Below are 12340 nucleotides of genomic sequence, written 5' to 3'. Positions count from 1 at the left end.
CATCAATGTCGTCGTGTCGCCCAGCCTATTGGCAGGCCAGGCACTCGTCGTAGTCGGTCTTTTCCGGCGTATCGAAGCCGCCGATCACTTCGGCCTTCTCGCCGGCGCCGGCATAGGCCGCGCGCTGAACCGACTTGGAGCGCAGGTAGTACAGCGACTTCACGCCGCGCTCCCAGGCCTGCCAGTGCAGCATGTGCAGGTCCCACTTGTCGACGTCGCCGGGCAGGAAGATGTTCACCGACTGGCTCTGGCAGATTTCCGGCGTGCGGTCGGCGGCCAGCTCGACCACCCAGCGCTGGTCCAGTTCGAAGGCGGTCTTGTAGACGTCCTTCTCGTCCTGGCTCAGGAAGTCCAGGTGCTGGACCGAGCCCTCGTGCTCCAGGATCGAACCCCACACCGCGTCGGTGTTCTGGCCCTTCTCGGCGAGCAGGCTCTCCAGATAAGGGTTCTTCACCGCGAACGAGCCCGACAGGGTCTTGTGGGTGTAGATGTTGGCCGGGATCGGCTCGATGCCCGCCGACGTGCCGCCGCAGATGATCGAGATCGAGGCGGTCGGGGCGATGGCCAGCTTGTGCGAGAAGCGCTCGACCGAGCCGCGATCGGCGGCGTCCGGGCACGGGCCCTTCTCTTCACCCAGCGCGATCGAGGCCTTGTCGGCCTCGCGGCGCAGGTGCTTGAACATCCGCATGTTCCAGCTCTTGGCCAGGGCGCTCTCGAACGGCACGTTCTGGCTCTGCAGGAAGCTGTGGAAGCCCATCAGGCCCAGACCCACCGAACGCTCGCGCATGGCGGCGTAGGCGGCGGTCGAGGCCGCATCCGGGGCGCGGTCGATAAAGTCCTGCAGGACGTTGTCGAGGAAGCGCATGACGTCCTCGATGAACGTCGGGTGGTCGCGCCACTCCAGATAGGTCTCGGCGTTGACCGACGACAGGCAGCAGACGGCGGTGCGCTCCTGGCCCAGGTGGTCGGTGCCGGTGTGCAGCATGATCTCGCTGCACAGGTTCGACTGGCGCACCTTCAGGCCCAGCTCGCGCTGGAACGAGGGCATGGCGCGGTTCACCGTGTCGGAGAAGATCAGATAGGGCTCGCCGGTCTGCAGGCGCAGCTCCAGAACCTTCTGCCACAGGGCGCGGGCGTCGACTTCGCGCAGGACCTCGTTGGTCTTGGGCGAGCGCAGGCCGAACTTCGCGCCGTCACGCACCGCGTGCATGAACTCGTCGGTGATCGACAGGCCGTGGTGCAGGTTCAGGGACTTGCGGTTGAAGTCGCCCGACGGCTTGCGGATCTCGAGGAACTCCTCGATTTCCGGGTGGTGGATGTCGAGATAGACGGCGGCCGAGCCGCGACGCAGCGAGCCCTGCGAAATCGCCAGGGTCAGCGAATCCATCACGCGAATGAAGGGAATGATACCCGAGGTCTGGCCCTGGCCCTTGACCTTCTCACCGATGGAGCGGACGCCGCCCCAGTAGGTGCCGATGCCGCCGCCGTTGGCCGCCAGCCAGACGTTCTCGTTCCAGACGCCCAGGATGCCGTCCAGGCTGTCGTTGACGGCATTGAGGAAGCAGCTGATCGGCAGGCCGCGATCCGCGCCGCCGTTCGACAGCACCGGGGTCGCCGGCATGAACCACAGGCGGCTCATGTAGTCGTAGACGCGCTGGGCGTGCTCGGCGTCGTCGGCGAAGGCCGTCGACACGCGGGCGAACATGTCCTGATAGGACTCGCCCGGCAGGAGATAACGATCTTCCAGGGTGGTCTTGCCGAAGTCGGTCAGCAGGGCGTCGCGCGAGCGATCGACCTCGACCTTCTGCACCAGCGCCAGCTGCGGGCGCTTGGCGGGCTTGATGGCCGCCAGTCGGGCCTCGTTTCGGACGCTCGTCTTCGCCGCTTCACTGCCGTTCATGACCAAATCCATTGCTCAATCAGCGTGTTCCGGAGAGAGAAACGCCCCGTCCAGCCGCTATATCTTGTGGCTGAGGAGCCCCCTCAACCCACATATGGGGCCATACTGGTGAATGACTCGTCAACGGCTCCACCCCGAGTTTTTCGTTAACAACCTGTGAACGGCCTGAACTTGCGTAGGTGGGACAAGGGGTTGCCTGGGCGAACTTTTTTCAGCCGCGACAGGACGCCGCAAGTGGCCTCGAGACATCCGCCCCCGGACAACGCCGTTCGTTAACAGGACGACCACAAGGGATAGTGGTCGGCGGTGGATAGCGCCCGCCAGGTCGCCTGCTGGGCGACCACGGCCAAAGCCCCGGAAACCGGGCCTTCCGCTCCAATGTGGGGTCAACGGACCCGGCCGCCAAGCGTCGCCGAGGGTCCGGATGCGAAGATTCGGACCCCCGCGTTCGAACTTGGGGTCGCGACATAGAGAAAGGGCCCGGCGTCGCCGCCGGGCCCTCCCAAGTCTTCAGTCGATTCGATCTTAGAAGTTGATCGAGATCGTCGAACGGCGGTTCAGCGGTTCCTTGACACCATCGCCAGTGGCGACGGCCGGAGCGCTTTCACCCTTCCAGTCGACGGCCAGGGCCGTCGTCGGGACGCCTTGCGACGCCAGGGCGTCGGCGACGGCGCGAGCGCGACGTTCCGAGAGCTTGGCGTTGTACTTCGGCGAGCCCGAGGTGTCGGTGTGACCGACGACCACGATCTTGGTCGCGTGACCGTCGTTCGAGTACTTCGCAGCTTCCGAGACCACCGATTGGGCTTCCGGCGTCAGGACCGATTGGTCGAACGGGAAGTACACGATGAACTCGCGGGCCTCATACTGCGGCGGCGGCGGAGGCGGCGGCGGCGGGGGAGGCGGCGGCGGCGGCGGGGGCGGCGGAGGCGGCGGCGACGCGAACGAGTAGCGGAGACCCACGGTCACCGACTGGTCCTTGTACTGGCCTTCGAACGCGCCCGGCTGCAGCGAGTTCGAACCCAGCGACTGCCAGGTGTGCTCGCCGCCCGTGATGTAGCGGTAGGTGAAGTCGACGTTCAGCTTGTCCGTCGCCTTGATCGAGACGCCGGCCAGAGCTTGCCAAGCGATGGCGAGATCGTCGTCGTCAACGGTCAGGTTCTGGATGGCCGGGTTGGTCGCCGTGATGGCGCCCGGAACGCTGCTGAATTGACCCAGGGTCTTGACGTCCAGGCGGTTGATGCCGACGCCAGCGCCCACGAACGGGTTCAGCCACGAGCCCGGAGCGAAGTCATAAATGACGTTCGCCATCAGGGTCCAGGATTCGATCGAGCCGTCCGGCGAGCCGCAGGTCGGAGCGGCGGCGGTGCGGGTGACGCCCGGGGTGCAGAGGCCGACCGGCAGACGCTGGGCCGGGCCGTGGACGCTCTTCAAGTCGCCGGGGCGATAGCCGCCCTCGACTTCAGCGCGCCAGTTCGGGTTGAACTGGTAGCCGAGGCGAACGAAGCCGGTCCAGTCCTTCTCGGACTTCCAGGCCCAGTGATAGTGAGCGCCGTCCGGAGCGTTTTGATCCGACTCGGTCTTCACGCTCTGGGGCCAGTGATAGCCAAGGTCGACCGCGCCGTACCAGCCGGTCTCTTGGGCCGAAACGCCCGACGCGGCGAACACCGCGGCCAGAGCAGCTCCTGCCAGGAGGTTGAGTTTCATAATTGAAGAGCCCTCTATTGCCCTGCCCAGGCCGGAGACCGACCGAGCACTGTTATACCAAGGCGAACGCCACGGGAAAGTGTCAGCAAAGACACACTCGTCAGGTTTCGCCCCCCTGCCCTTTGCTCAGGAAAGCTACACATGACCGCCCCTCAGAATCAACTTCCGAGCGTGCCCGCCGTCATCCACGGAAGATAAGCGTCTGCTCCGCTGGGTTCGCACGTGAACCGTTTGCACGCAAGGGCTTGCAGCCAGGAAATGGTCAAGCATTCGCAGATCGTCGCCGAAAAACCTCACCTTTTGCAGGCGTTGGTCAGGTCCTCGACCAACCTTGAGCGGATGACGCCCTAATCCAGAGTGGTCCGATAGCGCGCCATGGCCAGGGCCGAGATGGCCAGGACGAACACGCCGAGCGCGGAGAGACTTGGCCACAGCTGGGCGACATCCAGCCCCTTCAGCAGGGCGCCGCGCACCACTCTGAGGAAGTGTGTCACCGGTATCACGCTGCCCAGGCCCTGCGCCCAGTCGGGCATCCCACGGAATGGGAACATGAAGCCCGACAGCAGGATCGACGGGAAGATATAGAAGAACGACATCTGCATCGCCTGCAGCTGGGTCCGGGCCACGGTCGAGATCAGGAAGCCCAGGGCCAGCGAGCCGACGATGAACAGCACGACGCCCAGGCTCAGCGCCGTCCAGCCGCCGGCCATCGGGATGTCGAACAGCGCCCGGGCCAGCATCAGGATCACCGCCGTCTGGACGATGCCGACGACGACATAGGGGGCCAGCTTGCCGATCATCACCTCGATCGGCCGGGCCGGCGTGGCCAACAGGCTCTCCATGGTGCCGCGCTCATATTCCCGCGTGACGCCCAGCGAGGTCATCATCACCAGGGTCATCGACAGGATCACGCCCAGTAGGCCCGGCACGATGTTGTACGAGGTGATGGCCTCGGGATTGTAGCGCCGGTGGATCACCACCGAGAACGGATCGCCGCCCGGCCTGGCGACCGCGCCCACCAGGTCTCGCGTCAGCGCCGTGCGCGGCAGGTTGGACAGCGCCGCGATCGCCCCGCCGGTGGCGGCGGGATCCGAGGCGTCGGCCTCGATCAGGATCTGGGCGTCGTCGCCGCGCACCACCTTGCGGGTAAAGTCGGCGGGAATGGTCAGGGCGAACTGCACCTCGCCCCGCGCCACCGCGTCGTCCAGCTCCTTGGGCGAGGTCGCGGTGCGGACGATCTCGAAATAGCCGCTGTTGACCAGGGCCGAGAGCGTCGAGCGCGCCATCGGCCCCTGGTCCTGCACCAGCACCGCCATCGGCAGGTCGCGCGGGTCGTTGTTGATGGCGTAGCCGAACAGCAGCAGCTGCACGATCGGCATGACCAGGATCATGGCGTAGGTCAGCCGGTCGCGGGTGAGCTGGATGAACTCCTTGATCAGCACCGCCAGGATGCGGGCCCCGGAGAGACCTTTCGCACTCATTGGAAGTTGTCCGAGGACTGGCCCATCAGCCGGATGAAGACGTCCTCCAGGGTCGGCTGGACCTCAGTCCAGACCAGGGGCGGCTTTCTATAGGGCGCGATGGCGGCTTCCAGCGCCGCGCGGTCGGTCCCGCTGACGTGCAGGGCCGCGCCGAACGGGGCGGCCATGATCACGCCGGGTTTGCCGGCCAGCTCGCGGGCCAGGCGGTCGGCCCCCTGCCCTTCCGCGCGGAAGGTGACGAGCTGCGACTGGGCGATGACCTCGTCGGCCGTGCCCCGCGCCATCAGCTTGCCGTAGGCGATATAGGCGATGTCGTGGCAGCGCTCGGCCTCGTCCATGTAGTGGGTCGAGACCATCACGGTCAGGCCCTCGGCCGACAGGGCGTGGATCTCGTCCCAGAACTCACGGCGGGCCTTGGGGTCGACGCCGGCGGTGGGCTCGTCGAGCAGCAGGAGCTTGGGCTCGTGCATGACGCTGGCGGCCAGAGCCAGGCGCTGCTTCCAGCCGCCGGACAACGATCCGGCCAACTGCTTCTTGCGCGCGGTCAGGCCCAGGCGGTCCAGGCTCTCCTTCACCCGCTCGCGGCGGCGATCCAGCTCGTGGACCCGCGCCACGAAGTCGAGGTTCTCCTCGATCGACAGGTCCTCATAGAGCGAGAACTTCTGGGTCATGTAGCCGGTCTGGCGCTTGACGGCCTCGGCGTCCTTGCGGAAGTCCAGGCCCAGCACCCGGCCATCGCCACTGTCGGGGGTCAGCAGGCCGCACAGCATCCGCAGGGTGGTGGTCTTGCCCGAGCCGTTGGGCCCCAGGAAGCCGGTGATGCGACCCTTCTCGACCTGGATCGAAACGTCCTGCACCACGTGGCGCGGACCGAAACTCTTGTTCAGCCCCCGGACATCGACGGCGAGGTCGCTCACCGGCCGTCCTCCAGCGGGACGATGTCGACCGGCTGACCGACCGCCAACGGCGTGCCGGGATCCGGCCGCGCCTCGACCAGGAACACCAGCCGCTGGCGAGCCTCGCGGCTGTAGATCACCGGCGGGGTGAACTCCGAGCGCGGCGAGACATAGTTGATCCGCGCCGTCCGCTCCGCCCCGCAGCCGTCGCACGCAAACCGCACGGCCGCGCTGGCCCGGTACCGCGCCACCTCGGCTTCCGGCACGAAGAACCGCAGGCGCACGCGGTCGTCGGCCAGCAGGGCCACGACCGGCTGGTTGGCGGCGGCCCATTCGCCGGGCTGGTAGAAGACGTCCTGCACCCGGGCGGCCTTGGGCGACCGCGGGCTGATCTGGTCCAGGCGATCCTGGGCGGCGGCCAGAGCCTCGCGGGCCGAGGCGACGGCCGATTGGGCGGCGTTCACGGCGTCGGGCCGCGCGCCCAGGGTCCCGACATCCTTGCGGCGGGCGACGGCGGCGGCGTTGGCGCGAGCGGTGTCCAGGGCGGCCTTGACCTGGTCGAGACGGGCCGGGGCGTAGATACCCTTCTTCACCAGCGGCGCGATACGGTTGTAGTCGGCCTGGGCCTGACGCACCTGAGCCTCGGCGGCGGCGCGCTCGGCGTCGTAGACGGCCAGCTCCTGCGGGCGCTGGCCCTTCTCGGCGTCGCGCAGCTGCGCCGTGGCGATGGCCACCTGGGCGGCGGCCTGGTCGCGGGCGGCGGTCAGCTGGGCGGCGTCGAGGGCGAACAGAGGCTGGCCAGCCTTGACCCGGTCGCCGCGCTGGACAGTCACGGCGCTGACCAGGCCGGCGTTCGAGGCCCCGACATAAAGCGTCTCGCCCTCGACATAACCCGACAGGCGATGCGGCCGATGAGCGTCGGGGCCGAGCAGCTTCCAGCCCAGGAAACCGACCACGCCGACAGCCGCGACGGCGGCGATGATGCGGACAGTTGGCTTCATGGCTTGGCCTCCAGACGCGGCGTCAGGCCCAGCAGCACCGTGTCGGCATGCTGCGCGATCAGCGCCTCCAGATCGACGTCGGGCGCGCCAACAGGGGTGAAGGTCTCGCGCCAGATTACGCCTGTCAGGATGGGACCCATGATGCTGAGGGCGTAGAGGCGCGGATCGCCAGGCCTGACCTCGCCGCGCTCCTGGCCCCACCGGATCGCGTTGCTGATCGCTGTCAGAGCGCGACTGACCACCTCATCGTGCCAGACACGCGCCAGCTCGGGGAAGTTTCGCGACTCGCCAATCACCAGCTTGGCCACCGCGCCCAGACGGGTGGTCGCGATCACTTGGGCTATGCGGCCGAACATCAGACGCAGCAGATCGGGAAAAGGCATCGTGGCCTGGGCCAACATCGCTTCGACCATGTTCAGATTAGGCGCCACCGCCTCGCGGACCACCGCGCGGAAGATGTCCTCTTTGGTCTCGAAATAGAGATAGAGCGCGCCCTTCGAGATCCCGGCCTTGGCGGCGATCTCGTCCAGCTTCGCGGCCGCGAAGCCTTTCTCCGCGAACACGTCGAACGCCGCCTGGACGATCTCGCCCGGGCGGGCTTCGGCGCGTCGGCGCCACTTGGGGGATCCGGCCTGCATGTTCTCGCCTCTAATGACCGAGAAGTCATTAGAGGCATATCGGCCGAAAACTCAAGCCTTGGCGGTCACCAGCCAGGACGCCGAGTTCATCGTCGCCATGCCATTGTCGGCATAGGGCTCGAGCGCCTTCGTCACCGCCGCGACGACCTTGGCCCGCGTCGCCTCATCGGCGTCCTTCAGGATCGGGTTCAGCGGACCGACCCGCAGGCTCATGGTCAGCAGTTCGTCGAAGCTCAGCGGAGCCTCGGTATCCAGCGGCGCGATCTCGATCTCGCGCCAGCCGGCGTCCGCCAGGATACCCCGCACGCGGTCGGGATCGGCGAAGGCGAAGCGGCCCGGCGCGTCCTTCTCGAACCTGGGCGTCTCCGGCAGGAACGGCGCGGCGGCCTGCAGCGGGACCTGCGACAGCGGGTTCTCCTCGGGCGAGCGCCAGGCAGCGAAGGCCAGCTTGCCGCCGGACTTCAGCGCCGTGCGCAGATTGGCGAAGGCCGCGACCGGATCGGGGAAGAACATCACCCCGAAGCGCGAGACCATCGTGTCGAACTCCGGCTGGAAGGCGTGGGTCTGGGCGTCGGCCAGCAGGAACTCCACGCCCTCGATCCCGTCCTCGCCCGCGCGGTGACGGGCCAGCTCGACCAGGGCCGGCGAGATGTCGACCCCGACCGCGCGGCCCGTGGGCCCGGTCCGCCAGGCCGCCGCGAAGGTGGTCGCGCCCGAGCCGCAGCCGACGTCCAGCACCGCGTCGCCATTCACCAGCCCAGCAGCGTCGACCACCGCCTGTGCGATCGGGGCCATGATCCGGTCCAGCAGCGCCTGGTGCTCGACCCAGACCCGGCCGGCGCGGTCCCAATAGGCCGCCATGTCGCGTTCGGGGGTATTGGTCATCGTGGTCTCCGTCATTGCCAGCATCGGCCTGCCCGCGCATCCTGCAAGTTCAAGCGCACTTGAGGTCAAGCGGTGTTCGACATCGACATTTCAGAACTCTCGAAACGCTCGGGCGTGCAGGCCTCGGCCCTGAGATTCTACGAGGAGAAGGGCCTGATCGTCTCGACCGGCCGGCGGGGCCTCAAGCGCCTGTTCAGGCCCGACACGACCGAGCGGCTGTCACTGATCGCCCTGGGCCGCGCGTCGGGTTTCTCGCTGGAGGAGATCGCCGCGATGCTGGCCAATACTTACAAAGGGGGCCCTGACATCGACCGCGACCGCTTGCGCTCCAAGGCCGACGACCTGGATCGCCGGATCGAGCAGCTGGCCCGCATGCGCGACGGCCTGCGCCATGCCGCCGACTGCAAGGTCCCGGTGCTGACCGACTGCCCGCACTTCCTGCGCATCGTGAAGGCGGCCGGTCATCGCCGCCGGCGGTATCGGGCAGAAGCCGTTTAGGCGAAGCGCTTGGCGCCGGCCACGCACAGCACGATCACGGCGGTAACGGCCAGCATGCCGATGGCGACCGGCTCATGCAGCAGCAGGCCGGCCAGGGCCAAGCCGAAGAACGGCTGCAGCAGCTGCAGCTGCCCGACCTTGGCGATGCCGCCCAGGGCCAGGCCCCGGTACCAGAACACGAAGCCGATCAGCATGGAGAACACCGAGACATAGGCCAGGCCCAGCCAGGCGCTGGTCCCGACGCCGCTCCAGCGCATGGGCAAGGTCACCACCGCGATGATCGCCATGACCGGCAGGGCCAGAACCAGCGCCCAGCAGATCACCTGCCAGCCGCCCAGCCGGCGCGACAGCACCGCGCCCTCGGCATAGCCCAGGCCGCAGACCACGATCGCCGCCACCATCAGCAGGTCCCCGACCACCGATCCCGAGCCGCCGCGCGAGAGGGCGAAACCGGCCACCGACAGGCTGCCGATGATCGAGAAGATCCAGAAGGCGGGCTTGGGCCGCTCACCGCCGCGCAGCACGCCGAAGAGCGCGGTGGCCAAGGGCAGCAGGCCGACGAAGACCACCGAGTGGGCAGTGTCGATGTGCTGAAGAGCCAGCGCGGTCAGCAACGGAAACCCGACCACCACGCCCAAGGCCACGATCAGCAACGGCTTCAGGTCCGAGGCGGCCGGCCGCTTCTGCCGCAGCGCCAGCAGCAGCAAGACGCCCAGCAAGGCCGCGATCACGGCGCGGGCGCTGGTCAGGAACACGGGCCCGAAACCGCCGATCGCCACCCGCGTGGCCGGCAGCGAACCGCTGAAGATGATTACGCCCAGGAGCCCGCTGCCCCAGCCTTTGGATGTCTGTTCCATCGCCGTGCTTTAGGGACACCGCCGCGCCTCACCCAGGAACGGTCGTTACGATTTCGACCGAACTGTATGCTACTGATAGCCATACAGTTAAGGAGCGATCCCATGGCCAAGGCCGCGCGCCGGACCGGCGAGGTGATGCAGGTGATCCAAGGCCGGATCGCCAGCCGCGCCCTGGCGCACGGCGACCGGCTGCCGTCGATCCGCGTCCTGGCCGCGACCCTGAAGGTCTCACCGTCCACCGTGGTCGAGGCCTATGACCGGCTGGCGGCCGAGGGCGTGGTGCGCTCGCGACCGGGAGCGGGCTTCTATGTCTCGGCGGGCGTGGCGACCCCGGCGGTCAATGCGCTGCAGCCTCGCACCGACCGCGCCATCGATCCGCTGTGGGTCTCGCGCCAGTCGCTGGACGCGACGCCGCAAGCCTTGAAGCCCGGCTGCGGCTGGCTGCCGCCGGACTGGATGCCGGGCGCCATCCTGCGCCGGGCGATGCGCGGCCTCTCGCACGCCGACGACGCGGTGCTGGTCGACTACGGCAATTCGCGAGGCCTCTTGGACCTGCGTCAGCTGTTGGCCCGCCGCGCCGCCGCCGACGGGCTGGACGTCGGGCCCGAGCAGATCCTGCTGACCGCCTCGGGCACCCAGGCCATCGACCTGATCTGTCGTTTCATGCTCAAGCCCGGCGACGCGGTGCTGGTCGACGATCCCTGCTACTTCAACTTCCAGGCCCTGCTGCGCGCCCATCAGGTGCGGATCGTCAGCGCGCCCTACACGCCGACCGGCCCGGACGTGGCGCGCTTCGCCGAGCTGCTCGCCGCCGAGCGGCCGCGCCTCTACATCACCAATTCGGCGATCCACAATCCGACCGGCGCGACCATGTCGGCCCAGACCGCGCACAAGCTGCTGACCGTCGCCTCCGCCCATGGCCTGGTCATCGTCGAGGACGACATCTTCGCCGAGTTCGAGCCCGAGCCCTCCCCGCGCCTGGCGGCCTTCGACGGTCTGACCAACGTCATCCGCATCGGCAGCTTCTCCAAGACCCTGTCGGCCTCGGTGCGCTGCGGCTACATCGCCGCGCGGCCCGACTGGATCGAGGCCATGGTCGACCTGCAGGTCGCCACAAATTTCGGCGGGGCCAGCCCGGTGGCGGCCAAGCTGATCTTCGACAGCCTGATGGACAGCGGTTATCGCGGGCACGTCGAGGCCCTGCGCCGGCGGCTGTCTGGCGCGCGGCGGGACGCGACCACGCGACTGGCCAATCTGGACGTGGAGCCTTGGGTGACACCGCGCGGTGGCTTCTACCTTTGGGGCCAGCTGCCGGACGGCAAGGACGCCTCGGACATCGCCCGCACAGCCCTCGAACAGGACGTGATCCTGGCCCCCGGCAACGTCTTCAGTGTCGCCCAGGCGGCCGGCGACTTCATGCGTTTCAATGTCGGCCAGATGCAGGACCCGCGCGTGTTCGCGGTGCTGAAGACGGCCTTGGCCTAACGCAGGATCTTGGCCATCGCCTTGCCCTTGGCCAGCTCGTCGATCAGCTTGTCCAGGTAGCGGATCTCGCGCATCAGCGGCTCTTCGACAGTCTCGACGCGCACGCCGCAGACCGTCCCCGTGATCAGGCTCCGCGCCGGGTTCAGCCGCGCCTGGGCGAAGAAGGTCTCGAAGTCGATCTTGTCGGCGATCCGGGCCTCCAGCTCGGCCTGGCTGAAGCCGGTCAGCCAGAGGATGATCTCGTCGACCTCTTCCTTGGTCCGCCCCTTCTTCTGCGCCTTGGCCACGTAGAGCGGATAAACGCTGGCGAAACTCATCGTGTAGATGCGGTGGCTCATGAGACCACTTCCCCCATGGACTCCGCCCAGCCCTTGGTGGCCGCGCACACGTCCATCGCCCGCCGATAGCCTTCACGCGCCGTGGTGCGGGCCACATAGGCGCGCTCGGCGTCATTGAGCACATAGCCGCCGGCCCGCTTGGCGAATTGCAGGGCGTAGGTCACCGAGATGTCGGCCGCCGTGAACGCCTCGCCGGCCATGTAGGGCGCGCGCTCCAGCTGGCGGTTCACCAGCTTCAGGCGGCCCTTGAACATCGTCAGCCCCTTGCGGGCGCCCCAATTGTCCTTCTCGTCGTCGGGCGCGAGGATCCGGCTGACCACCTGCATGAACATCGGCACGGCCAGGCCCGCCTCGCCCAGATGCAGGAACTGCTGATAGTTCGGGAAGCTCGCATCCTGCGGATCGGGCGCCAAGGGCGTGGGCCCATACCGGCCCATCAGATATTCCAGGATGGCGATCGACTCGACCATCACCACGTCGCCGTCCTGGAGCGCCGGGATGAAGCCCGCCGGGTTGAGGGCCATGAACTCGGTATCGTTCTCGACCCCGGCCAGCATGTCCACCGGCCGCAGCCTATAGGGCAGCCCCATCTCCTCCAGCAGCCACGCGACCCGAAAGCCCCGGCCCTCGCCGTACAGGGTGATCATGTCCTTGAGT

The 12340-nt window shown here is 67.8% G+C and carries 12 protein-coding genes; 2 read left to right on the top strand and 10 right to left on the bottom strand.

The features are described 5' to 3' along the window. Positions 1-25 precede the first annotated feature (25 nt). From AC1RR5_RS02975 to AC1RR5_RS02945, 7 genes are all read right to left on the bottom strand, one after another. Positions 26-1906: a ribonucleoside-diphosphate reductase subunit alpha gene (locus AC1RR5_RS02975; protein WP_492919801.1), complete on the bottom strand. Its 1881-nt coding sequence runs from the start codon at positions 1904-1906 to the stop codon at positions 26-28. 519 nt (positions 1907-2425) lie between these two features. Then, the gene (locus AC1RR5_RS02970; protein WP_492919601.1) at positions 2426-3604 is read right to left on the bottom strand and encodes an OmpA family protein; all 1179 of its coding nucleotides are present in this window, start codon (positions 3602-3604) and stop codon (positions 2426-2428) included. A gap of 347 nt (positions 3605-3951) precedes the next feature. Beyond that, on the bottom strand, positions 3952-5085 hold the full coding sequence (locus tag AC1RR5_RS02965; RefSeq protein ID WP_492919600.1) for an ABC transporter permease: 1134 nt from the start codon (positions 5083-5085) through the stop codon (positions 3952-3954). Continuing rightward, positions 5082-6002, bottom strand: coding sequence for an ABC transporter ATP-binding protein (locus AC1RR5_RS02960; RefSeq protein WP_492919599.1), 921 nt, complete (start codon positions 6000-6002; stop codon positions 5082-5084). Before AC1RR5_RS02960 ends, AC1RR5_RS02965 begins: the two co-directional genes overlap by 4 nt. After that, entirely contained in the window at positions 5999-6982 is a 984-nt protein-coding gene (locus tag AC1RR5_RS02955; protein WP_492919598.1) for an HlyD family secretion protein, read from the bottom strand. The genes AC1RR5_RS02960 and AC1RR5_RS02955 overlap by 4 nt, the downstream gene beginning before the upstream one ends. Next, entirely contained in the window at positions 6979-7620 is a 642-nt protein-coding gene (locus tag AC1RR5_RS02950) for a TetR/AcrR family transcriptional regulator (RefSeq protein ID WP_492919597.1), read from the bottom strand. The genes AC1RR5_RS02955 and AC1RR5_RS02950 overlap by 4 nt, the downstream gene beginning before the upstream one ends. Positions 7621-7671: 51 nt before the next feature. Further along, a complete protein-coding gene (locus tag AC1RR5_RS02945; RefSeq protein WP_492919596.1) occupies positions 7672-8505 on the bottom strand; it encodes a class I SAM-dependent methyltransferase in 834 nt (277 codons plus the stop codon). A gap of 72 nt (positions 8506-8577) precedes the next feature. Between AC1RR5_RS02945 and AC1RR5_RS02940 the strand changes: the two genes are divergently transcribed. Further along, positions 8578-9003, top strand: a complete 426-nt coding sequence (locus AC1RR5_RS02940; RefSeq protein WP_492919595.1) for a helix-turn-helix domain-containing protein — start codon at positions 8578-8580, stop codon at positions 9001-9003. Here AC1RR5_RS02940 and AC1RR5_RS02935 read toward each other — a convergent pair. Next, the gene (locus tag AC1RR5_RS02935; protein ID WP_492919594.1) at positions 9000-9860 is read right to left on the bottom strand and encodes a DMT family transporter; all 861 of its coding nucleotides are present in this window, start codon (positions 9858-9860) and stop codon (positions 9000-9002) included. The two genes, AC1RR5_RS02940 and AC1RR5_RS02935, sit on opposite strands and share 4 nt — an antisense overlap. 102 nt (positions 9861-9962) lie before the next feature. On the opposite strand from AC1RR5_RS02935, the gene AC1RR5_RS02930 reads away from it, so the two are divergent. Next, positions 9963-11345, top strand: a complete 1383-nt coding sequence (locus AC1RR5_RS02930) for an aminotransferase-like domain-containing protein (RefSeq protein WP_492919593.1) — start codon at positions 9963-9965, stop codon at positions 11343-11345. Here AC1RR5_RS02930 and AC1RR5_RS02925 read toward each other — a convergent pair. Together AC1RR5_RS02925 and AC1RR5_RS02920 are read right to left on the bottom strand one after the other, a co-directional pair. Continuing rightward, entirely contained in the window at positions 11342-11683 is a 342-nt protein-coding gene (locus AC1RR5_RS02925; protein WP_492919592.1) for a DUF2200 domain-containing protein, read from the bottom strand. The genes AC1RR5_RS02930 and AC1RR5_RS02925 overlap by 4 nt on opposite strands. After that, positions 11680-12330: a glutathione S-transferase family protein gene (locus AC1RR5_RS02920; RefSeq protein WP_492919591.1), complete on the bottom strand. Its 651-nt coding sequence runs from the start codon at positions 12328-12330 to the stop codon at positions 11680-11682. The genes AC1RR5_RS02925 and AC1RR5_RS02920 overlap by 4 nt, the downstream gene beginning before the upstream one ends. Between the last annotated feature and the right edge of the window lie 10 nt (positions 12331-12340).

It is taken from the genome of Caulobacter sp. GW821-FHT11E11, assembly GCF_058808315.1.
This window is presented reverse-complemented; position numbering and strand designations above follow the sequence as displayed.

Bases quoted from the DNA above. Each gene is read 5' to 3' on its own strand.
- AC1RR5_RS02970 (WP_492919601.1), bottom strand. From the start codon at position 3,604: ATGAAACTCAACCTCCTGGCAGGAGCTGCTCTGGCCGCGGTGTTCGCC.
- AC1RR5_RS02965 (WP_492919600.1), bottom strand. From the start codon at position 5,085: ATGAGTGCGAAAGGTCTCTCCGGGGCCCGCATCCTGGCGGTGCTGATC.
- AC1RR5_RS02955 (WP_492919598.1), bottom strand. From the start codon at position 6,982: ATGAAGCCAACTGTCCGCATCATCGCCGCCGTCGCGGCTGTCGGCGTG.
- AC1RR5_RS02950 (WP_492919597.1), bottom strand. From the start codon at position 7,620: ATGCAGGCCGGATCCCCCAAGTGGCGCCGACGCGCCGAAGCCCGCCCG.
- AC1RR5_RS02945 (WP_492919596.1), bottom strand. From the start codon at position 8,505: ATGACCAATACCCCCGAACGCGACATGGCGGCCTATTGGGACCGCGCC.
- AC1RR5_RS02935 (WP_492919594.1), bottom strand. From the start codon at position 9,860: ATGGAACAGACATCCAAAGGCTGGGGCAGCGGGCTCCTGGGCGTAATC.
- AC1RR5_RS02930 (WP_492919593.1), top strand. From the start codon at position 9,963: ATGGCCAAGGCCGCGCGCCGGACCGGCGAGGTGATGCAGGTGATCCAA.
- AC1RR5_RS02925 (WP_492919592.1), bottom strand. From the start codon at position 11,683: ATGAGCCACCGCATCTACACGATGAGTTTCGCCAGCGTTTATCCGCTC.
- AC1RR5_RS02920 (WP_492919591.1), bottom strand. From the start codon at position 12,330: ATGATCACCCTGTACGGCGAGGGCCGGGGCTTTCGGGTCGCGTGGCTG.